The organism is Adlercreutzia agrestimuris (genome assembly GCF_943193125.1).
Lineage (GTDB): Bacteria > Actinomycetota > Coriobacteriia > Coriobacteriales > Eggerthellaceae > Xiamenia > Xiamenia agrestimuris.
Genome location: NZ_CALPCX010000001.1, coordinates 132,069 through 154,227, shown reverse-complemented (window position 1 = coordinate 154,227; position 22,159 = coordinate 132,069). Strand labels below are relative to the sequence as shown.

At 48.8% G+C, this 22,159-nt stretch carries 17 protein-coding genes; 13 read left to right on the top strand and 4 right to left on the bottom strand.

Annotated features, from left to right (window positions below; all coding sequences use genetic code 11):
• Nucleotides 1-18: 18 nt before the first annotated feature.
• Both NFR28_RS00615 and hpf read right to left on the bottom strand, forming a co-directional pair.
• A complete protein-coding gene (locus NFR28_RS00615; protein WP_251177903.1) occupies nucleotides 19-237 on the bottom strand; it encodes an acyl carrier protein in 219 nt (72 codons plus the stop codon).
• 62 nt (nucleotides 238-299) lie between these two features.
• Nucleotides 300-878 carry a ribosome hibernation-promoting factor, HPF/YfiA family gene (gene hpf, locus NFR28_RS00610; protein ID WP_251177902.1) on the bottom strand — a complete coding sequence of 193 codons (579 nt, stop codon included), beginning with the start codon at nucleotides 876-878 and terminating at the stop codon, nucleotides 300-302.
• Nucleotides 879-1,144: 266 nt separating this feature from the next.
• Between hpf and nhaA the strand changes: the two genes are divergently transcribed.
• The 12 genes from nhaA to NFR28_RS00550 all read left to right on the top strand — a co-directional run bounded on the left by nhaA (nucleotide 1,145) and on the right by NFR28_RS00550 (nucleotide 18,586).
• The gene (nhaA, locus tag NFR28_RS00605; RefSeq protein ID WP_251177901.1) at nucleotides 1,145-3,046 is read left to right on the top strand and encodes a Na+/H+ antiporter NhaA; all 1,902 of its coding nucleotides are present in this window, start codon (nucleotides 1,145-1,147) and stop codon (nucleotides 3,044-3,046) included.
• A 103-nt stretch (nucleotides 3,047-3,149) separates the two neighbouring features.
• Nucleotides 3,150-4,529: a bifunctional UDP-N-acetylglucosamine diphosphorylase/glucosamine-1-phosphate N-acetyltransferase GlmU gene (glmU, locus tag NFR28_RS00600; protein WP_251177900.1), complete on the top strand. Its 1,380-nt coding sequence runs from the start codon at nucleotides 3,150-3,152 to the stop codon at nucleotides 4,527-4,529.
• 117 nt (nucleotides 4,530-4,646) lie between these two features.
• Nucleotides 4,647-5,612 (top strand): ribose-phosphate diphosphokinase, encoded by a 966-nt coding sequence (locus NFR28_RS00595; RefSeq protein ID WP_251177899.1) that lies wholly within the window; start codon nucleotides 4,647-4,649, stop codon nucleotides 5,610-5,612.
• 9 nt (nucleotides 5,613-5,621) lie between these two features.
• The gene (gene pth, locus NFR28_RS00590) at nucleotides 5,622-6,179 is read left to right on the top strand and encodes an aminoacyl-tRNA hydrolase (protein ID WP_251177898.1); all 558 of its coding nucleotides are present in this window, start codon (nucleotides 5,622-5,624) and stop codon (nucleotides 6,177-6,179) included.
• Nucleotides 6,180-6,220: 41 nt separating this feature from the next.
• On the top strand, nucleotides 6,221-8,068 hold the full coding sequence (locus NFR28_RS00585; protein ID WP_251177897.1) for an ABC-F family ATP-binding cassette domain-containing protein: 1,848 nt from the start codon (nucleotides 6,221-6,223) through the stop codon (nucleotides 8,066-8,068).
• A 43-nt stretch (nucleotides 8,069-8,111) separates the two neighbouring features.
• Complete coding sequence (locus NFR28_RS00580) at nucleotides 8,112-8,615, top strand: prolyl-tRNA synthetase associated domain-containing protein (RefSeq protein ID WP_251177896.1); 504 nt, start codon at nucleotides 8,112-8,114, stop codon at nucleotides 8,613-8,615.
• A gap of 127 nt (nucleotides 8,616-8,742) precedes the next feature.
• The gene (locus tag NFR28_RS00575; protein ID WP_251177895.1) at nucleotides 8,743-9,957 is read left to right on the top strand and encodes a diphosphate--fructose-6-phosphate 1-phosphotransferase; all 1,215 of its coding nucleotides are present in this window, start codon (nucleotides 8,743-8,745) and stop codon (nucleotides 9,955-9,957) included.
• 274 nt (nucleotides 9,958-10,231) lie between these two features.
• Entirely contained in the window at nucleotides 10,232-13,600 is a 3,369-nt protein-coding gene (gene recJ / locus NFR28_RS00570) for a single-stranded-DNA-specific exonuclease RecJ (protein ID WP_251177894.1), read from the top strand.
• 110 nt (nucleotides 13,601-13,710) lie between these two features.
• Entirely contained in the window at nucleotides 13,711-15,990 is a 2,280-nt protein-coding gene (locus NFR28_RS00565) for a RelA/SpoT family protein (RefSeq protein WP_251178387.1), read from the top strand.
• A gap of 15 nt (nucleotides 15,991-16,005) precedes the next feature.
• Nucleotides 16,006-16,671, top strand: coding sequence for an MBL fold metallo-hydrolase (locus tag NFR28_RS00560; RefSeq protein ID WP_251177893.1), 666 nt, complete (start codon nucleotides 16,006-16,008; stop codon nucleotides 16,669-16,671).
• 186 nt (nucleotides 16,672-16,857) lie between these two features.
• Nucleotides 16,858-17,910 carry an inorganic phosphate transporter gene (locus tag NFR28_RS00555; protein ID WP_251177892.1) on the top strand — a complete coding sequence of 351 codons (1,053 nt, stop codon included), beginning with the start codon at nucleotides 16,858-16,860 and terminating at the stop codon, nucleotides 17,908-17,910.
• A gap of 46 nt (nucleotides 17,911-17,956) precedes the next feature.
• Nucleotides 17,957-18,586, top strand: a complete 630-nt coding sequence (locus NFR28_RS00550; protein ID WP_251177891.1) for a DUF47 domain-containing protein — start codon at nucleotides 17,957-17,959, stop codon at nucleotides 18,584-18,586.
• 83 nt (nucleotides 18,587-18,669) lie between these two features.
• Here the strand turns inward: NFR28_RS00550 and NFR28_RS00545 are convergent, their stop codons facing one another.
• Both NFR28_RS00545 and NFR28_RS00540 read right to left on the bottom strand, forming a co-directional pair.
• A complete protein-coding gene (locus NFR28_RS00545) occupies nucleotides 18,670-19,746 on the bottom strand; it encodes a trimeric intracellular cation channel family protein (protein WP_251177890.1) in 1,077 nt (358 codons plus the stop codon).
• 5 nt (nucleotides 19,747-19,751) lie between these two features.
• A complete protein-coding gene (locus NFR28_RS00540) occupies nucleotides 19,752-20,720 on the bottom strand; it encodes a zinc dependent phospholipase C family protein (RefSeq protein ID WP_251177889.1) in 969 nt (322 codons plus the stop codon).
• A 119-nt stretch (nucleotides 20,721-20,839) separates the two neighbouring features.
• Here NFR28_RS00540 and NFR28_RS00535 point away from each other — a divergent pair, with 119 nt between their 5' ends.
• Entirely contained in the window at nucleotides 20,840-22,087 is a 1,248-nt protein-coding gene (locus tag NFR28_RS00535) for an MFS transporter (protein WP_251177888.1), read from the top strand.
• Nucleotides 22,088-22,159: the final 72 nt, after the last annotated feature.

The window sequence follows — 22,159 nt, the reverse complement described above, 5'->3', positions numbered from 1 at the left end:
GACGTGCGCTGTGAGCGATTAGAGTGATTCGATGTAGTTCACCAGATCGCCAACGGTAGCTAAGCCTTCAGGCTCACCAAAATCAACGTCGCACTTTTCTTCCAGATCGCAAATGAGCTCAACCATATCCAGTGAGTCAATGCCCAAAGAATCAAAGGTAGACTCAATTGTTACGGTCTCCGGCTCAATGTCCAGATTGTCTGAAAGCACTTCTTTAATGATATCGATGGTTGCCATGAGGCTATCCTTTCTTCGAAAACAACGTCGCTTATAGTAGCACAAGTGTGCTTGGGTAAAACTTACTCGTCGTCTTTTTGCTTAAGCAAGCCGTAGCCGCCATCATCACGACGATATAGCACGTTAACCAAATTGGTGTCGCGATCGGTGTATGCAAAGAAGTCGTGTCCTAAAAGATCAATCTTGACGAGCGCTTCTTCTTCAGTAAGCGGTTCAAAAGTGATTTCCTTTACACGCACAACCTCGTCATCTTCGGCAAGTTCGTTCATGAGGCCTTCCACATCAAGCTCCTGATTGACAGGAGCGGCAACGGGGACTTCGCCGGTGCCGCGCAGCTTGCGATCAAGCACTTTGGTCTTGAATTTACGCAATTGACGAAGCACTTTTGCTGCAGCAACATCAATTGCTGCGTACATATCCTCTTCGCTTTCTTCTACGCGAATGATGTGTCCTTTAGTGCGCAGCGTAACTTCACAAACTGCAGGACGCGGATTGGCGGGGTTCTTCTCTACAAACAATACAACTTCCGCTTCAAGCGGAGAAATATCCATAACTTTCATGGAGCTGCCGATTTTTTCCTCGGCGTACTCACGCAATGCGTCCGTTACGGGCATGCGGCGCCCAGCGACAGTAATGCTCATTGCGACCACCTCTTACTACGTTTCGAATACTACTTTGTCTGTTCAAACACCAAAGAAAGCAAGCTTCTCAATGATTGAACTGACGTAAAACAAGCATATCGCAATTTAGAAAGTCTGTCTTTTGAACTTGTAAGGTTAAAGAAAACGATTGAAAAACAACCCAAAAAACCAAAGGACTCTCAGGGGAATTGCTCTGTTTTGCGCGATAATAGAAAGGCTAATGCTTTGAAGTTGTTGTACGAAACGAACGATTTTGGTGAAGAACCATGGAGATAAGAAAAAAGGACGGCCATTCAAAATATCTCTTTATTAGTGAGGTACAAGGTCATCAAGAGCGCTATAAGAAACTCATTCAGTTTACCCACTCATCCACAAAAGCAGCTGCCGTTATGTTGCTGGCAGCAGTGGCGGCGCTTATTGTTGCAAACAGTTCTGCCTACGAAGGCTTTTCGCATTTTTGGCACACAGATGTCGGTTTCATATTTGGCGATACGACGGCAACTATGTCGCTTGCGCACATCATCAATGATGTGTTTATGGCCGTATTCTTTTTGCTGGTAGGCTTGGAAGTCAAGTACGAATTAACCGTTGGCGAACTTACGAACATTCGTCAGGCACTTTTGCCCATTATGGGAGCAGTTGGCGGCGTAGCTATGCCGATTGTGATCTATCTCTTGTTCAATATGAACAATCCTTCGGCGTCTCATGGATGGGGAGTCCCTACTGCAACCGACATCGCATTTGCTTTGGGTATATTGGCACTTTTGGGTAACCGAGTTCCTGGTGGTGTGCGCGTATTTTTAAGCACTCTTGCGGTTGCTGACGACATCATCGCAATTCTTATTATTGCAATCTTTTACGGCCAAAGCCCTTCGGTCATGTGGCTGATGCTTGCGCTTGCCGTAATGATTTCGCTCATTGTTATGAATCGCATGCATGTATATGCTCTTGCGCCTTATATTTTATTGGGTGGCGTGTTGTGGTATTGCGTGTTCATGTCGGGTATTCATTCAACTATTGCAGGCGTTTTGCTGGCCTTCGCTATTCCGTCAGGCTCTCGTGTAAACCTGCGCATTTTTACCGCCTGGTCAACCGATAAGCTTCGCCAGGCGAAAGAAAACTATCAACCCGAAGTGCCCGTTATTGCTCAGGATGAATATATCAAGACAGTCAATTCGCTGTCGCAAGTGGCTCGTCAGGTTGTACCTCCTGCAACGCGCTTGGAGCAAAAACTCTACCCGTGGGTGTACTTCGGCATCCTGCCGCTTTTTGCGCTTACGAACGCCGATGTAAGCTTTATGGGTATTGATATGGGTTCGGTATTTACTGATCCTGTTTTGTATGGCGTGCTATTCGGTCTGTTATTGGGCAAACCCATTGGCATTATGCTCATGAGTTTTATTGTCGTTAAAACTAAGTTGGCAAGTCTACCCGAGAACGTGAACTGGATGCATATGCTGGGTGCGGCCATTTTGGGTGGCGTTGGTTTTACCATGGCAATCTTTGTGGCAAATTTGGCCTTTGTTGATGAAACACATATCGCTATCGCCAAGCTTGGCATTCTTTCTGCATCCTTATTAGCAGGCGTTTTGGGATTCTTGTTCCTGATGCTGCAGGCGCGTCGTGCGCACAAGCAGGGAGTTGCTTACTTGTCGCTGATGGATACTGATAATCTCCAAACAGCTGATCGTAATTTTGTACGCGAAAGCGAAAAGCTGCTTGAGACGGTTGAGCGTCCGAGTGTACAAGAGCGTATTGAAGAGGCTAAGTCTCGTCGCAATACCTTCGAGATCGTTGTTGATCTGGGCGCAACAGGACTTCTGGGCGGAGGCTCGTTTGGTGATATTCGCGATGCTGTCTACGATGAGCTGATGCGCGTGTTGCGTGAAGAAGGCCGCGATGATTTGCGCGAGGCTCTTCGCGAAGAGCTCTATCACAACGTGGATGAAGGTCCGCTTATTGGCATGCGTGACGTGCTTTTGCGTGAAGGCGGTCAGGAGGCATTGCGTCGCGCGATGGTTCGCACTGCTGAAGATGACGCGTTTGAGCAGCTCTTTGAACGTACACTTGAAGAGCAACAGCGCGATGAGGAGCTTGACATGCTTGGCATGTCCCCGGCTGACGCCAACCCAGACACCGACGAGGTGGCTGGGAATGACCAAGCTTAGCGTTATACTGAGATCCAGATAAAAATCAATGTCGAAGAGGCAACCTGTATTGATGTTTGAAACACCAATACAGGTTGTGCAGGATCGAACACAAGGAGCGCGCATGGAAGCTGCTGCCATTATTCTTGCCGCCGGTGCGGGTACTCGTATGAAGTCAAAAAAGCCCAAAGTTGCTCATGAAATTCTTGGACGTCCTTTGGTGCAATGGGTCACCCATGCCGCTCATGATGCGGGCATTAACCGGCAGGTTGCAGTCGTGGGGCATATGCGTGAACAGGTGATTCCGCTGGTAGAAGATGTAGCTGACGTTGTGGTGCAAGAAGAACAAAATGGCACAGCGGGAGCCGTTTTGGTATGCGCCGATGAGTTGGCAGATTTTAACGGTTCGCTTGTAGTGCTTTCAGGAGATTGTCCCCTGATTACGTCACAAACTATTTCTGAGCTTATCTCGTTACGCGAGCAACAAGATGCTGCTTGCGTGGTGTTGACGATGGTTCTTGATGATCCGTTCGGATACGGTCGCATTGTTCGCGACATGCAAGGCCAGGTAGAGCGCATTGTAGAGCAGAAAGATGCAACGGCTGAAGAAGCGCGAATTTGTGAGTGCAACTCAGGCTTTTATTGTTTTGATGCTCGTGCTCTCTTTGAGGCGTTGGCTCAGGTTGACAACAATAACGCGCAAGGTGAGTTTTATCTTACTGATGTGCTTGAGATTTGCCGTAACAAAGGGCGCAAAGTTCTCGCGTTGCAAACGCAAGACGCCAACGAGTGTTTGGGAGTTAATTCGCGTATTCAACTTGCCGAAGCTACGGCGTGTTTGCAAGAGCGTATTAATCGAGCGCATATGCAAGCAGGTGTGAGCATGGTGGCGCCGTCGCTTGTTTGGATTGGACCGGATGTTGTGATCGATCAGGATGTTGAGCTTTTGCCTAACGTTACGCTTATGGGCAACACTCGTATTGGCGAAGACAGCGTTATCGGTCCGGATTCTCGTTTGACTGATACCTGCGTTGGGCGCGCCTGTGTTATAGATGAGACCGTTGCCGTTGAGGCGCTCATTGATGACGGTGCAACGTGCGGGCCGCGCGCATATCTTCGTCCAGGAGCTCATTTGTGCGAAGGTGCAAAAGCTGGTACCCATGTTGAGATCAAAAAGTCCACGATTGGCAAAGGATCTAAGGTGCCACACCTGTCCTACATTGGTGATACTACTATGGGCGAAGGTGTCAATATCGGTGCAGGATCTATTACGTGTAACTACGACGGTAAGAAAAAGTGGAAGACTGAAATAGGCAATGACGTCTTTGTGGGAAGCGATACGATGCTGGTGGCGCCGGTAAAGATTGGTGATGGGGCCATTATTGGTGCAGGTTCGTGCATTACCAAAGATGTTAGTGCTGATGCGTTGGCGCTCACTCGTCCCGAACAGCGCGAAATTGCAGGTTGGGCGGCAAAAAAACGCGCACAACAAGCAGCGCAGTAAAGTTATGATGAGCGCCTAGCTCTTCATGAGAGGCGCTATAATACAACACACATGAGTAACGGTGCTTAGTGGGTTTTAAGCACCATGGTTGTCGCTTTGAAGGACAGGAGCCCTCACATGACTGAGATGCATAAAAGCATGGCAGTGTTTTCTGGTTCGGTAAATCCCGAGTTGGCGGATAGAATTGCAAGCAATCTTGGCGTTGAATTGGGAAATGTAAAACTCGAAAAATTCGCTAATGGCGAAATTTATGCTCGCTATCAAGAAAGCGTACGTGGTGCCGATGTCTTTTTGATTCAATCGGTCTGCGCAGGTAATGGTTATGATGTCAATGACGCTCTCATGGAGTTGCTCATTATGGCAGATGCTGCCAAACGTGCTTCAGCTCGCAGTGTATCTGCGGTTGTTGCGCATTACGGATATGCGCGCCAAGATCGTAAGGCTGCTCCGCGCGAACCTATTACCGCACGCTTGGTTGCTGATTTGCTTACCGCCTCAGGTGTGACAAATGTGATTACTATTGATCTGCACCAAGATGCAATCCAGGGCTTTTTCTCTATTCCGGTCAACCATATGACTGCTATGCCTATTTTCGTGGATTACTTCAAGAACATGTCGCTTGATGCTGATCAGTTGGTAGTGGTGTCGCCTGACGTTGGGCGCGCAAAAGCGGCGAAGAAGTTCTCCACCATGCTTGGCTGTGACTTGGCTATCATGCACAAAGATCGTCCGAAGCACAATCAAGCTGAGATCACGGCACTCATTGGTGATGTTACTGACAAGATTTGTATCCTCAACGACGATATGATTGATACAGCGGGTTCACTTGTTGCTGCTGCAACCACTCTGAAGGCAAAAGGCGCCGCAAAAGTGTATGCATGTGCAACTCATGGATTGTTTAGTGGTCCTGCTTATGATCGCATTGAGAACTCCTGCATTGAGGAAGTCGTTGTAACGGACGCTGTTCCTGTTCCACTTGAGCGTCAGACCGGCAAGATCAAGGTGCTTTCTGTGGCTCCTTTGTGCGGTCAGACTATCAACAACGTCTATACCAATGGCTCGGTTTCGCGCTTGTTTGAATAAAGGGCGTTCATGTATTTAGTGGTTGGTCTTGGAAACCCCGGAGCTGAATATGAGCATACCCGCCACAATGCGGGATTTGATACGCTTGACGTGATTGCTGATGAAGTAGGAGCTCGGTATTGGAAAACTGAGTGCGGGGCGCTTACCGCTAAGGGTGTTTATCGCGATGAAGACCTTGTATTAGCAAAACCTCAGAGCTATATGAACACCTCAGGTGGTCCGGTCAAACAGCTTATGAATGCCTATGGCGTTGATCCCGATCATGTGATTGTTATTCATGATGAATTAGATATTGCGCCGGATGCGGTGCGCGTCAAATTCGGGGGAGGCCATGCTGGTCACAATGGTCTGCGTTCAATTTGCGATAAGCTCGGTACACGCGATTGGTATCGCGTGCGTGTAGGAATTGGACGCCCACCTGGAAGAATGCCGGTGGTTGATTGGGTTTTGTCTCGTCCCCGCAAAGAGGGCTTAGAAGACTTTGAATACGCCACCAATCGTGGTGCTCAAGCTACGCTGTCGCTTATAGCAGACGGCCTTGAAAAGACGCAGCAAGCGTTTAATTAAAACTTAAGAACGCCGACTCGGAGGTTTGAGGATAGACTGACATGGCATTTTTGCTTGGATGTGAAAAAGTTGGCGTGGACTTTCCCACAAAGACGGTATTTGAGAGCGTCTCATTGGGGGTCAACGAAGGCGATCGTATTGGTATTGTGGGACGCAACGGCGATGGAAAATCCACGCTGTTGCGTTTGCTTTCGGGATTGCTTATCCCCGATACGGGTCGCGTTTTAAAGAATGGCGTTGTACGTGTTGGCGTGCTTGGTCAAGCGGACGATCTCCTTGAGACTGACAGCGTCTGTCATGCGGTAGTTGGGGATAGGCCTGAGTATGAATGGGCTGGAGATGCGCGTATTCGCGATATTATTGCTGGTCTGCTTTCTGATATTGATTGGAACGTTTCTGTCGGTACGCTCTCGGGCGGTCAGCGCCGTCGCGTTGATCTAGCGCGTCTTCTTATTGGTGACTGGGATATCTTGGCGCTTGACGAGCCTACTAATCATCTGGACGTACGCGCAATTACCTGGTTGGCGAAGCATTTGAAGAGTCGTTGGCGTGAGGGTGCGGGTGCGCTTTTAGTAGTCACGCATGACAGATGGTTTTTGGACGAAGTTTGTACAAGCATGTGGGAAGTGCATGACGGTCAAGTAGAACCGTTTGAAGGAGGCTTTTCTGCTTATATCATGGCGCGTGTAGAGCGAGATCGGCTTGCAGCGCTTGCAGAGCAGAAGCGCCAAAATGCACTGCGCAGAGAACTTGCGTGGCTCTCACGCGGAGCAAGAGCGCGCGCAACAAAGCCGAAGTTTCACGTTGCTGCTGCTCAAGCGCTTATTGCTGACGTGCCGCCGCTTCGCAATGAGCTTGAGCTGAAACGCATGGCAATGGCGCGGCTCGGCAAACAGGTGGTTGAGCTCAAAGAGGTGAGCGTGGCTTTTCCTACCCAAGATGGACAGCATCTTGTGCTTGATGATGTCAATTGGATTATCGGGCCAGGGGATAGGTATGGCATAGTTGGCGCAAATGGTGTTGGCAAAACTACGCTTTTGCGCATTATTGAAGGCGCGCTTACCCCTACATGCGGCACTGTCAAAATTGGCAAAACCGTGAGGTTTGCGGTGCTCTCGCAGCACTTGGATGATCTGGTGAAGTTCGGAGACGATCGCGTTCGCCAGGTTATAGGCAGATATAGTCGTCGCACCATGCTTGACGGTAAAGAAATGACTCCAGGACAACTCCTTGAGCGCTTAGGCTTTACTAACGCAGACCTTAACGAGCCGGTATGTGATTTATCGGGTGGTCAAAAGCGCCGACTTGCCCTGATGCTCATCTTGCTTGACGAGCCAAATGTCTTGGTGCTTGATGAGCCTGGTAATGATCTTGATACCGATATGCTTGCTGCCGTGGAAGATCTGTTAGATTTTTGGCCAGGAACGTTGCTTTTGGTGACGCATGATCGTTATCTCATGGAGCGTGTGACCGATCACCAGTTTGCTTTAATAGAGGGCAAGCTTCGCCATCTTCCTGGTGGGGTTGATGAATATCTTGCACTTACTGAGTCGCAGGGTGCAGCGAAGGCTGAATCTGTTGCGCCAGGTGCTCGCCAGTTGGGTTCAGAGGGGGCTTCTGCGGGACAAGTGAACCAAGATCAACCAGATCAAGCAAGAAAACTATCAGGTGGCGAGATTCGCAGTCTTCGTAAGCTTATGGAATCAAACGAGCGCAAGATGGATACGCTGCAAAAAAAGATTGAAGGGGTGCAGGCTGAAATGTCTGCAGCAGATCCAACTGACTTTGCAGCATTGAGTGAGTTACAAAACCAAATTGAATCATATCAGGCAGAGGTTGATGAACTTGAACTAGCCTGGCTTGAGGCAGCAGAAACACTTGGGGAATAGAGCGGTTGCGATAATCGCTTAAGAAACTGGGGAGGTAGTTTAGATGGCAGATGTGATGGGAAAACAGGAAGTAGTTGCATTGCTCAATGAGCGTGGTGTGGCCTTTGACATGGTTGAACATGAGGCGGTTTACACCATGGAAGGCATGGATGAGCTGCAGCTTCCGTTTGCGCAAGAAGTGGTTAAAAATCTCTTTTTGCGCGATGACAAAAAGCGCAACTATTATCTGGTAGTTATGCCAGAAGACAAACCTGCAAACATTAAAGAGCTGCGCGCTACGCTTGAGGCTCGTCCACTTCGCTTCGCCTCCGAGGAGGATTTGGCGAAATACCTTGGGGTTATTGCTGGCGCAGTCACGCCGTTTGGTGCGCTCAATGATCCAGAGGGTATTGTGCAGGTGGTATTTGATGAAGACCTACGCTCATATAGTGGTTTGGGGGTTCATCCCAACGATAATACCGCCACGCTTCATGTGCCGCTTGATGCAATTTTGGCAATCTATGACGAACGCGAGATTCCCTATCGTTTTATTCCTATGAGCGCCTAGTTTCACTAAGCGTTTCCGTGATGGTTAGGGTTTTGTGACAATTGCTCATTGTGTGGTGGTCGCAAAGTCAAATTGCGGATACTACCTTATGTATAGAAAAGTCCAAGCTTGAGGGAGGCATGTCGCTATGAGCAATTGTCTTGTAGCCCAATCGGGCGGTCCAACTGCTGTTATCAACGATTCACTTGCTGGTGTAATTCGTGCGAATCAACTCAATCCCCTTTACGAAAGAGTTTTTGGTGGCCTGCACGGCATAGAAGGCGTGCTCAACGACGAACTCTATGACCTTACTAATTTGCCTGAACGCGAGATTCGCATTCTGAAGCAAACGCCCTCTTCGGCGTTGGGTACGTGTCGTTACAAGCTCAAGCGGGGAAACGACGCGGATTTCGTGCGGTTGATGGAAGTAATGGACAAGCATGATATTTCTACCATGTTCTACATTGGTGGGAATGACTCCATGGATACCGTTGATGCGCTTTCGGAATGGGCAGCGGAAAATGCCCCTGGCAAGCGTTTTATTGGCATCCCCAAAACAGTGGACAATGATCTTGTTCCCGTGGATCACTGTCCGGGGTTTCCCAGCGCTGCAAAACTAGCGAACCTGGTGACAAGGGCTACGCGTTTGGACTATGACGCCTACACCCGACCTGAAGTATTTGTGCTTGAAACTATGGGGCGCGATGCGGGTTGGCTTGCTGCAAGTTGCTGTTTGTCGGGAAATGTTGACTTGCTCGTGCTGCCTGAAGTTGATTTCGACAAAGAGGCGTTTTTGGCGCAAGTGAAGGCCAAGATGGAAAGTCTCGGCGAGTGCTATATTGTCGTATCCGAGGGCATTCACTATGCTGACGGATCGTATGTTTCAGCAGGTGATTCGGCGAACGATGGATTTGCGCATGCAGTGTTGGGCGGTGCTGCTCAGTGTATCCGCCAAATGATCTTAGATGCTGGAATAGCGCCTCGTGGTGTCGTGCAAGATTTGTCTCGTCTGGCGCGATCAAGTAACTTCACGCAATCGGCAGTTGATGTTCAGGAAGCGTATGATTTGGGCATGAGCGCTCATATGCGCAGCTCTGACCCTCAATTTACCGGTCAAGTTGTTGGTATTAAGCGCAATGAGAAGGCAAAGCAAGAAGGAGCATACGAAGCCGATTTCTTTGCTGGCCCGGCCAAAGAGTTTGCCAACTTTGTAAAGCCTTTCCCCAAAGAGTGGATTTTGCCTGATTATCAAGGCATCACCCAAGAGGCATTGGATTATTTCAAGCCTCTGATTGTAGGCGAGCCGAAGCTGGTATACGAAAACGGATTCCCAGCAACTATTGTGCCGTTCAATAAACGCTAAGATATGAGTGTTTCAAACGATTGTTCACCTGCGCCATGTGCAATTAAAGTGCGTGGCGTGCGAATGGCCGCTTACCTGTCCTGAGTGTGGGGTGCAGTTCTTTGCGCCGGGGGCAGAATTGTATGCGCGGGAACACCTGAGCGTATAGCTGCGTGTCCGCAGAGCAAAACAGGATGCTTTATTGGCGAAGAGCTTGCTTAGTGTTGCTGACAGCAAGCTTGGGATGTGGGACAATGCAAGCAAGCAAAACGAACACATACGCAAGGATTTTTACATGTCAGCCCAATTTAACATTAAGGCCGCCGATCCGGCTGTGGTCGCGCGTCTTCAAGCAGCTACGGGATTACCCCACTTTTTAGCGGAAACACTGGCTGTGCGTGGCATTTCAGACCCCGATCAAGCTTATCAATTACTCAATCCTTCACTTGAGCGTGATTGGCGCAATCCCAATGACATACCTGGTATGACTGAGGTTGCTGATGCGCTTGAGGCTGCCATTAAGCGTGGAGATCGCATTTTGGTGTTTGGCGATTTTGATTTGGATGGTATTTCAGCTACTACGGTATTGACGCGCGGATTGCGCGCGTTAGGCGCGCACGCAACACCTTTTATTCCCTTGCGATTTGAAGAAGGCTATGCGCTAAGTGCTGCAGCCCTGAAACGCGCACAAAGCTTTAATCCTGACTTCATTGTAACGGTTGACTGCGGCATTGCATGTAAAGCCGAGGCGCAGCTGGTGCTTGATGCAGGCATTGAGCTTGCTATTACTGACCACCATGAACCTTCAGAATTAGTTCCCGTTGGTGTTCCGGTTGCAGATCCAAAGTGCGACCCGCATTGCCCAAGCTCTATTTTGGCTGGCGTGGGAGTTGCGCTTAAGCTTGTACAGCTTTTAGGATGTAGATTAGGTCAGCCGCATCTTTGGCTTTCTTATACCGACTTCGCCACGCTTGGCACCGTGGCAGATCTTATGCCTATGAGAGACGAGAACCGCTCACTGGTATCTCATGGACTTGAGCAGATTAATCACAATCCGCGCCCATGCATTGCAGCGCTTTTGGCAGTAACAGGTGCGGGTGATAAACAAATTACGGCAACCAACTTGAGCTTTTCGCTCATTCCGCGACTCAATGCTGCAGGACGCATGGGGGATGCGCAACTAGCTCTTGACCTTTTGATGTGCGACGATTTTGAGCAAGCAACGCAATTGGCTCAACAGCTTGAATCCGTCAATGACCAGCGCCGCTCTATTGAAGCGGAACTTTCCGAGATTGCAAAAGAACAAGCTGCAAAAAACTACCATGGACAACGCGCTTTGGTAGTGGCGGGTGAAGGTTGGCACGAAGGCGTTAAGGGTATCGTGGCAAGCCGTTTGGTGAACAACTACGGCGTACCCTGCTTGCTTTTTACGATTGTAGGAGATCAGGCGCGCGGTTCGGGAAGAAGCGTGGGTCAGGTAAATCTTTTCAAAGCGGTAGAAAGTGCTTCGGATTTGCTCACGCGATTTGGCGGTCATGAGGCAGCGGTTGGGGTGACGCTTCCCGCTGATAAGTTGGGAGAATTTGAAGAGCGGCTGTGCCAGTATATGGACTCGCTTGAAGAGCGCGCGTTTCATCCGCTTATTGAGATTGATGCCTGTCTTGATCTAGAGGAACTTACCTTAGACAACGTGGCGCAGCTTGAAAAGCTTGCTCCTTTTGGGCAAGAATGGCTTACACCAGTGTATTTAGCGCGCAATGTGAGCTTAGCAAATGCTCGGGCGGTTGGTGCTGAAAAGAACCACTTCTCATGTCAGCTCACGGATGGTAGTGCACAGGTGTCTGCCATTATGTTTCACTGTACTGATATTGAAACGCTTATGACTACTGACAGCGTGGTCAACGCCGCTTTTGAGGTGCAAATTGATGAATGGCGCGGTCGTAAAAGCGTAAAAGCCATGCTGCAATCACTAACTCCTGCTCGCAGCTGTGCTGGGCTTGAGGCATGCTGCGATCCGCTTCATCTTACCTTTGTTGCAGATTTATACGCTACCTCTGATGCAGAGCTTTGCAAAGATGTTGAGCATCGACCCGAAGATGTTGAGGCATATGAGGCAGCCTTAGAGCAGGCGCGTGCGCAGTGGGAGCAAAAAGCCGTTGAAGATCCGGAAGGGCTCAAGAGTGCGCTCGTTAAGGCACTCATTGGAGATAAGCCCCTTCATCCCGCGCAGCGCAAGATACTCGATGAGATTTCGCAAAACAGAAGCGTTTTAGGGATTATGGCCACAGGCCGTGGGAAGTCGTTAACGTTTCAAGTTAGTGCTGCTTTGCGTGCACTGACGACGCACAAGGCGTCAATGTTTGTGTACCCATTGCGTGCACTCATTGCTGATCAGGCATTTCATTTGCGAAGTGCTTTGAGTTCATTCGGGATTTCCATTGAAGTTATAACGGGCGAGAGCTCTCCAGAAGAGCGTGCGCGCATTTATCAGTCACTGGCAAATGGAACATGCGACATTGTCCTTACTACCCCTGAGTTTCTTGCATGGCATGCCGATGACTTTGCGCAAAGTAACGCTATTGACTTTGTGGTAGTTGATGAGGCGCATCATATTGGCATGGCACGTGCTGGTCAACGCAGTGCTTATGCCACTATTGGGCAATCTCTTGCCAAGTTAGGGGCGCCTGTAATCTTGGCGCTCACAGCCACTGCAGATGATGAGGTTGCAGCGGCAATCTGTCGTGAGCTGCCTATAGATGCGGCAATCTATGATGAGGCAGATCGACCAAACTTGCAGGTGGATGACAGACGCGGTCTTCGTAATCGTGATGACTACCTGGCAAATTTGATTGCATCTGGAGATAAAACGGTTATATACGTTAATTCGCGTGAAGGATCTGTAGCGCTTGCTCGTCTGCTTCGTAAACGCGTGCCGCAACTTGCACCGCTTATTGGTTTTTATAATGCTGGTTTGTCCCGAGCAGAGCGCAATCGTGTTGAGAACCTCTTTCGCGAAGATGCACTTTCGGTGCTCGTTGCCACATCTGCCTTTGGCGAAGGTATTGACATTCCCAATATTCGTCATGTTGTCTTGTATCATCTGCCCTTTAATGAGATTGAGTTTAATCAGATGAGTGGGCGCGCTGGACGCGATGGCAACGATGCAACAATACATCTACTCTTTGGAAAAGAAGATGGTGCAATCAATGATAAGATTCTTGGCGAAATGACGCCAAACCATGATTGCATGGCGCAGGTGTATCGTAAGTTGCGATCTCTGCAGCGCGAAGGTGATCAGGAGTTTTTCGCCATCGCTAATGCCGAATTGGCTCAAGCAGCGTCAACTGAACTCTGTGCGGTTACTCCTCAGGCAGCAGCGTGCGGTATAGCGGTTTTTCGCGAGCTTGGACTTATTGAGACGCATACAGCGTATGGCTCAGCGGGGATGGTTCGTTCGGTGCATGTGGTTGAATGTGCATCAAAAGTTGAGTTGACTGATAGTGTGCGCTATCGTGAAGGTTTAGCCGAGCATGAGATTTTTCGCACGTTTAGAGATTGGGTTATGTGCTGCAATAAAGATCAATTACGCATGCGTTTAACACGCCCGATTTTGCCCGAGAAAGAGCTTACCGAACTGCGCAAAGCGCAAACGCCACGAGGATAATGAGGAAAGGGGCAGGTGTGACAGATAAAAATAGCAGCCCTTCTATGGGCCAAACGCCTGCAGAGCAAGGGAAAAAACAGCCAACGCAAACATGTTTAGGTCAGCACATCATGTCGAAGTCGTTTGCTCCTGAAGCAAAGGCAGCTGATCATCAGGTGTTTTCTCCTGAAGAGCGTTTTGAAGAATTGCAACGCATGACCTCTTCATATCTCTCTGAAGAGGATGAAGCGCTTTTGGCAAAAGCATTTACGTTTGCTTCGCAAGCACATGCAGGACAGTGCAGAAAAAGCGGAGAGCCTTTCATTGCTCATCCGGTTGAGGTGGCCATAATCTTGGCAGATTTGCGTATGGACGTGGAGACTCTCTGCGCAGCGCTTCTGCATGACACGGTGGAAGACACTAAGGTGACTTCGGAAGAAGTTGCCGAGGAGTTTAATCCGCAAATTGCACAGTTGGTCGACGGCGTTACCAAGATTACGCGCATTGAGGTTGAAAGCCTCACTGACGAGCAAGCAGCCACGATGCGTAAAATGTTTGTTGCAATGAGCAAAGACATTCGCGTGGTTGTTATCAAGCTTGCTGACCGTTTGCATAATATGCGCACCCTTGGTGCCTTGCGTGAGGATCGACGCATCTTTAAGTCTCGCGAAACGCTTGAGATTTATGCTCCTATTGCGCACCGTTTGGGCATCAACTCCATCAAGTGGGAGCTTGAGGACTTGGCGTTTTATTACATGGAGCCTAATAAGTTCAAGCAGGTTTCGCGTATGGTGACCGAAAGTCGCGCCAGTCGTGAAGACTACCTTGATCAAATCATTTCAATTCTGCATGAAGAGATGGACAAAGTTGGCATTCAAGCTCAGATTATGGGCAGGCCAAAGCACCTTTATTCCATCTATCAAAAGATGACGAAAAAGGGCAAAGGCTTCTCTGAGATCTATGACCTTATTGCGGTTCGCGTCATTGTAAAAACGGTGCGTGATTGCTATTCGGCTTTGGGTGCAGTTCACACCCTTTGGCATCCTATGCCTGGTCGCTTTAAAGACTACATTGCCATGCCAAAATTCAATATGTATCAAAGCTTACATACTACCGTCATAGGGCCAGCGGGTCGTCCGCTTGAGGTACAGATTCGTACTGAGGATATGCACCACCAAAGCGAATATGGTGTTGCAGCTCACTGGCGTTATAAAGAAAAAGGCGGCAAGGGTTCTGGAGATGCGCTTGACCAACAGCTTGCGTGGCTTCGTCAAATGGTTGATTGGCAAGATGAGTCTCAAGACTCGCGCGAATTCCTGAAAGATCTTAAAGTGGACTTGGCACCCACTGAAGTATTTGTTTTCACGCCAAAAGGCGAGGTTATGAGCTTGCGCGCGGGATCAACACCTGTTGATTTTGCCTATGCAATTCATACCGAGGTGGGAAATCACTGTGTTGGCGCGAAGGTAAACGGTTCAATTGTGCCATTGTCTTATGAGCTGCAGTTGGGTGACCGCGTTGAGGTGCTGACACAAAAAAGCGCCAGTCCGTCACGTGATTGGCTCAATTTGGTGAAAACACCGTCTGCGCGCAATAAGATTCGCTCATACTTCAGCAAAGTTAGCCGCGGCGACGATTTGCAGAATGGGCGCGATAAGCTGACGCGTGAAATGCGTAAGCACGGGTTGGGCATTTCAAGCGCGCAATCCATGCGTGCTATGAAAGCGGTTGCTGATACGCTGGGCTTTAATGATGCAGACGATATGCTGGTCCACATTGGTACGGGCAAGGAAAGTGCCACGCATGTGGCTAATCGTTTGCTCAAGATTCTTGTTGATAAGGGCAACGAGGCAGAAGAGGGTTTGTCAACGCTTGCTGGCGCTATGTCTACCGGCAAGCTGCCCCCTATGATTACCAGTGTCAAGCATCCTAAAAAACATGAAGCACATACGTCGAATGGCGTGGTGGTCAAGGGCATAGATGATGTGTTGGTACGCCTTTCGCGATGCTGCAATCCCGTACCAGGGGATGAGATTTTGGGCTTTGTGACACGAGGTCGCGGTGTGTCAGTACACCGCGCGGACTGCCCAAATGCAAAAGATTTGATGCAGTCACCTGAGCGCATTATTGAAGTGTCGTGGGAGCGCGATATGCCCAAAAACACTTCATTTAAGGTTGAGGTATTCATTGATGCGCTTGATCGCATGGGACTTCTTCGCGATATTGTTGTGGTGTTGTCTGATATGGGAGCCAATGTACTGTCATCTTCTACCACGTCGCATCGCGATGGTATGGTTGAGATGCGTTTCTTGTTCCAGGTTTCAGACATCTCAAGCATTGAGACGATTACGAAAAAACTCAGCACTGTTGAAGGTGTATTTGACGCGCGCCGCATGGTGCCAAATAAGTAGCGAAAGGGAGTTTATATGACACGCGCATATAGCATTGAGGGTGCTTGTGTTGATATTGAGGTAGTAGTTCTTGGCATGCTTGAGAACAACGACTTCATTATTTCCGATGGCCAGACTACGATGGTGGTTGATCCTACGTGCGACGCTGAGGCTATCGTAGCGGCAGCGGGGGAGCGCACCATTGATGCTATTGTGTTGACGCATGCGCATTTTGACCATTGTGGCGCAGCGCGTGAACTGCGCAAGCTTACGCAGGCACCCGTGATTGCTTCGGCAATTGATGCTCAGATTATCTGTGGAGAACAGCCTATCCCGCCTGATGGACGCCCCTTTGATACGTGTGAAGTGGACGTTCGCGTTGCCGATGGTGATGTGATTGAAATTGGAACGATGCCTTGGAAGGTGCTTGTAACGCCGGGTCATTCAAAAGGAAGTATGTGCTTGTTCCTTGCGCCGCAATTTGGCAATCACACTGACGGTGCTCCTGTGCTCATCTCAGGTGATACGCTTTTTGAAGGCACAATTGGGCGTACTGATTTTGTGGGTGGAAGCATGGATGACATGCGTAAATCGCTCAAGCACCTCGCGGTGCTCCCGGACGAGACATGTGTGCTGCCTGGTCATGGCAACCCTACCACTATTGGCGCTGAACGCCGACGCGTTTTTGCCGCATACGCTTAGGACGGATTGATAAGGGGTGCAAAACAAGCGCCCCTTTCTTATTGTCTGCTTTCCTTTTCCTTAAGCTGCTTCCTTTAACCTAATAACTTAGTAATTGTGTAACCTTTCCTTGCCGCTATCGCATCTGCTCCTCTTTGCGCTACACTATTGAATCACCGCAATGTTAAAGCGTGTGGAAGGATGCTTGTGACTATTGAGTGGGCTACCTTTGTTGCTCAGCTTATGTCAAACCCGGTATTGGTAGTAGTAACACTGCTCAATATTGGTGTCATCATAGTGAACGGTGCAACCGACGCACCTAATGCTATTGCAACAGTAGTTTCAACGCGCGCTATGCGCCCGCGAGCAGCAATTATTATGGCTGCAATTTGTAATTTTGTCGGCTTGTTTGTGGTCTCTCTCTTTACCGCAGCAGTTGCTGCAACCATTTTTAACATGGTTGATTTTGGCGGTAATTCTGAGCATGCGCTCGTTGCCCTTATGGCTGCAATGGTAGCTATTATTGTTTGGGGTACCGCAGCGTGGTATTTCGGCATTCCTACTTCGCAAAGCCACTCACTTATTGCCGGATTGACTGGAGCCGCTATAGCCTTACAAGGTGGTTTGGGCGCAATCAATGGTGGCGAGTGGATAAAAGTTATCTATGGCATTTTGCTTTCAACCTTGCTCGGCTTTATTTTGGGCTGGGTTAATTCCAAGGTAATCGTGCGAATATTTCGCGATACTGACCGCAATAAGAGTGCTGCAGCATTTCGACGCGCGCAGATTCTTTCTGGTGCTGGCGTAGCCTTCATGCATGGTGCGCAAGACGGTCAGAAGTTTATGAGTATCTTCGTACTTGCAATCACGCTGGCTACCGGGCTGGGTCAGGCCGATCAGATGTCACTACCTGTATGGCTGATGCTTTTGTGTGCGTTGAATATGGGTATTGGTACAGCTGCTGGTGGTGAACGCATTATAAAAAGCGTTGGCATGGACATGGTTAAGCTGGAACCATTCCAGGGTTTCGCGGCGTCGCTTGCAACGTTTTTCTGCCTTATGCTTTCAACGTTTGCAGGCTTGCCTGTATCAACGACGCACACTAACACGACAGCCATCATGGGTGTTGGAGCTGCTAAGCGCAAAAGCGCCGTAAAATGGAGTATTGCTATTGATATGGTCAAGACGTGGGTGCTGACATTTCCGGGCTGCGGTCTTCTGGGATTTGCGTTCGCTCACTTGTTCTTGATGGTGTTGTAAAAAGCAAAGGAATCACCTTTCGCAGATTTGGTACAAAGGAGCTCGGATGGGCAAGAAAAATCGGTTCGACTACTTCGACGCTTTTGAGAAGCAAACAGAACTAGCCGTACAAGAGGCGCAAATTCTCATTGAGGCCATTGAGGGCTTTACTAATGCGGAGGGGCTGTTCTCAGTCATGGAGCGTGCGCACGAAATCGAGCACCAAGGCGACGAGATTACCCATGCTGTTTTTAAGGCTGTTGCAACTGACTTTATGCCGCCTATCGAGCGTGAGGATATTATTGAGTTGGTGTATACGCTTGATACGATCCTTGACGATATCGAAGAGGTTATTCAGCGTTTCTATATTTATGACGTACACATGATTTATCCTGGTGCGCATGAGTTTGCGTGCCTTATCAAGCAAAGCTGCGAGGCGCTTGACCGTGCTATGGAAGACTTTAGGAATTTCAAAAAGTCAAAAACTTTCAAGCAGCGCATCATTGATGTAAACACCTATGAAGAAGAGGGCGACCAGCTGTTTATGCGCGTAATTCGTCATCTTCATACCGACGATCGTGAGAATACACTGCGCGTTTTGGTGTGGTCTCAGGTGTTTGAGAGCATGGAGGGCTGCTGTGACGCATGCGAGCATGCAGCCGATACCATGAATAACATCTTGCTGAAGAACGTTTAAGAAAAACAACTCATGTTATAACAGCGCGAACGCACGCGTGGCATGCAAAAAGCATGGGCGCGTGCGTTAGTCGCGTAAAGCTACTAAAAATCGTAGGGATTGTCACTTGGTTCGAACGGATCCTTTTCGGGTTCCTGATTTTGGTTCTTGCCAAAAAGCTGATGCAATTCTTCGCGGCTTACTATGATGCGATCCGATGGATCTGCAATTCTTTGCGTGGTGCTTTTGGGCGTAGGTTTGTCGGGTGTAGCTGCGCTCTCTTGTTTTTTCTCAGCTGAGGTATTGTTGCTCTCTGTGGGCGCATCCACTGTGACACGAGAAAACTTGCCGGTATGACCCATGTTACCGCTTCGGGTTAGCGGGTCAGTTTGGCTTGATGTTGGCTCGGAGAGGGGGGTGGGCTGCTGTCCGTGGAGGCGTTTCCAGAAGCGAGCCAGTTTTTCGTAAGGACGTCGCTCTTTGTCGCGCTGCACCTTGCCCTTAGGAGGTTTCATGCGCGAAGCAACTGTCTTGACTGGCTTTGTGATGACATTGGAGTAGTCGCGCGGGGGACGAGTTTTGAAACCAAAAAAGAGCGAAGTATAGCGCACGCCTAACACCAAAATTACGCAGGTGGGAGCTGCGTAATCGCTCAAGATATGGTTTTGTCGCATGAGTGCAAATGCTAAGCTTCCTAAAAGCGCTGCTGATCCGTAGAGCGGACCAGCTTGAAACGCCTCAGGTTCGCGGTTCATGCAAATATCGCGGCAAATACCGCCACCAACAGCTGTAATGGTGCCAAGAATGGTGGCTGGAATAATATCAAGCCCCGCCGACATGGATTTGCCTACGCTTACAATAGCCCACAGAGCTACTGACAGGTTGTCAAGCAAATCTACTATTGGGTCCAGATAAGTGGTTAGTTTGCCAAAGTAGAAAACAACCACTCCGGCAATAACGCAGGCAAGAATCAGCGAGGGTTTTTGAAATGCATATATGCCATATTGCTGCAGCAAAATATCGCGAATAATGCCGCCTGCTAGACCAGTGACAATAGCAATGCATGCCACGCCAAAGAGGTCGTAACGCGCACGAACTGCAGACATTGCACCGGAGAGGCCACCGGTCAGTGATGCGGCAAGCTCGAGCCAAAAAGGTATGGTAAGGACAACTTCTAGCATGTGTTTTAAGCTTCTAGGTCTTGAACGTCAACAACAACGGCAACGGTAGGCTCTCCTGAGAAATTCAAATCATGAGTCAGTGCTCGTGCGGACTCAATGTTGAAATTGTTTTGATCAAATGTTGCCAACTGACGTTTGGCGCAAGAGAGTGCCTGATGATAAATGTCCCAGAAGCCATCGGTGCGCACTTCGTCAGTAAAAGGGTTTTTCCATGCATTGTGATTTCGGTTGTCGAAAATGCTTTCATGCAACTCCACAGGGCGATGGCTCATAGATTGGAAAAATGAGTGCGGTCGCACTGTTCGTTCGAGGGATCCTACAAGATAGCGTTTCATACCTGAGGGTGAATAGAAAGCGCGCTGCACCAGACGAAAGTCACGAACAGAACGCGCAAAAAGATCTTGCGGAATGGTTTCTCCGAAGACCACCATTGCAACATAAGCATACATTTTTGAAATAATGCGCAGCACCTCGTCGCTTGCCTTCAGAATTGCAGTTGACGGGTTAAATTCGCTGATAGTTTGTTGGCGTTTTTTGTAAAGAACCAGCTCATCTAGCTCGCTTTCAATAACCGCATGAACTTCTGAAGCGTAAGTGCGGTCAAGGTCTGGTTCGCCTGCGTCGCAGATGGCGAATTCATGGTAGTACACAAACGGATGCATGGCACTATCAAGAAAATAGTGGCACCAAAAACCAAGGGCATATGCTCGACCAATAGATACTTCAGATTCCGAGAGAACAGAAAGTGAAGATTTGAATGCCGCAAGTACCTCAGTTGGGTTTTCGTGATGAAGTCGTGATCCGAGATGGTTGTATTTTGCAAGCGAAGGGCTAACGACGCAATAAAACAACGGATCAGGACCTTGGTTTCCGAGAAGAAACGCATCCGCTTCGTTCTTTGAGCTTCCGATACTTTTATAAAGGGCGTCGTATACATCTCGCCCAAAAAAGTCATGTGTGATAATTGCAGGCATTGTTTGCTCCATTTCTGCAGTGCGTAAGCAACGTGTTTGTTCAATCATATACAATGAGCAAGGCTTTGTTTAGTAGCCGCATTGCTCCGAAATGAAAACAACAGAAAGGCAAGGGTATCATGCCAGGTCTTCTCGGCAAAAAGCTGACTAAAGAAGAACGTAGTTGGGTTATGTATGATGTGGGTAATTCAGCATTTGTGCTGCTTTCCACCGCATTGATTCCTGTGTATTTTGCTTCGCTGGTTGAAGAGGGTTCTCCTGTCGTGGTGGCATGGGGTTATGCTGAAACTATAGCTTCATTAGCGCTTGCGCTTTTGATGCCTTTTTTGGGGAGCTTGGCAGACCTCAAAGGAAATAAGAAAAAGTTCTTTGTGGGAACGGTGGGAACTGGTGCGGTAGCCTGTGCTGCGCTGGGCATTCCTACTCAGGCACTGCCTTTTTTGGTGGTGTATGTGGTGGCAGCCATTATGCTTAATGGCTCTATGGTTTTTTATGATGCATTTTTAGTTGATGCTACCACTGAAAAAGATTACGACGAAGTGTCTTCACTGGGATATGCTTTTGGCTATATTGGTTCGTGTATTCCTTTTATTATCTCGTTGGTAATTGTACTTTTTGGTTCTTCGTTTGGCATTGACATGGCGCTTGGCATGAAGTTGGCCTTCCTGATTACGGCGCTTTGGTGGATTGTCTTTAGTATTCCGCTTATTCGTAATGTTCACCAAACCCATTACAAGCCTGCGCACACGCACGTAATTAAGCAGACCTTTGTCGGTCTTGGACAAACGATGAAAAAGATCGTCAAAGACAAGCGTCTTCGCCTCTTTATGTTGGCATTTTTCTTCTATATAGACGGCGTGCATACCATCATTAAGATGTCTACCAGTTATGGCACTGATCTGGGTATTGATGCTACGCAATTAGTGTTGGCACTGCTGGTTACCCAATTTGTCGCATTTCCTTCCGCTATTGCCTATGGCAGATTGGCGAATAAGTGGGGTACCAAGCGCATGCTCATGATTGGCGTATTTGCCTACTTCTGTATCACGGGTTTCGCAGCATTTTTCTTGCGAACAGCGCTGGAGTTTTGGATTCTGGCAATCTGCGTGGGCATGTTCCAAGGCGGCATACAGGCGCTCTCTCGTTCGGAGTTTGGCAAGCTTATTCCAAAGGAGAATGCCAACGAGTATTACGGCTTTTTTGATATCTTTGGCAAGTATGCAGCGGTAATGGGTACGTTTCTTGTGAGCTTGTTTACCCAGATAACCGGTAACGCGTCGGTGGGCGTTTTATCCATAGCGGTTTTGTTTATATTAGGATTTATCCTGCTTGTTCGTATGCCAGAACAGCAGCAAGAGACTCAATAAGCTCACACCATACACCGCCACTTGGTGGCATTCCCCGTGAAAAGTGTGTTACGGGCACGCTTGAAATGTGAG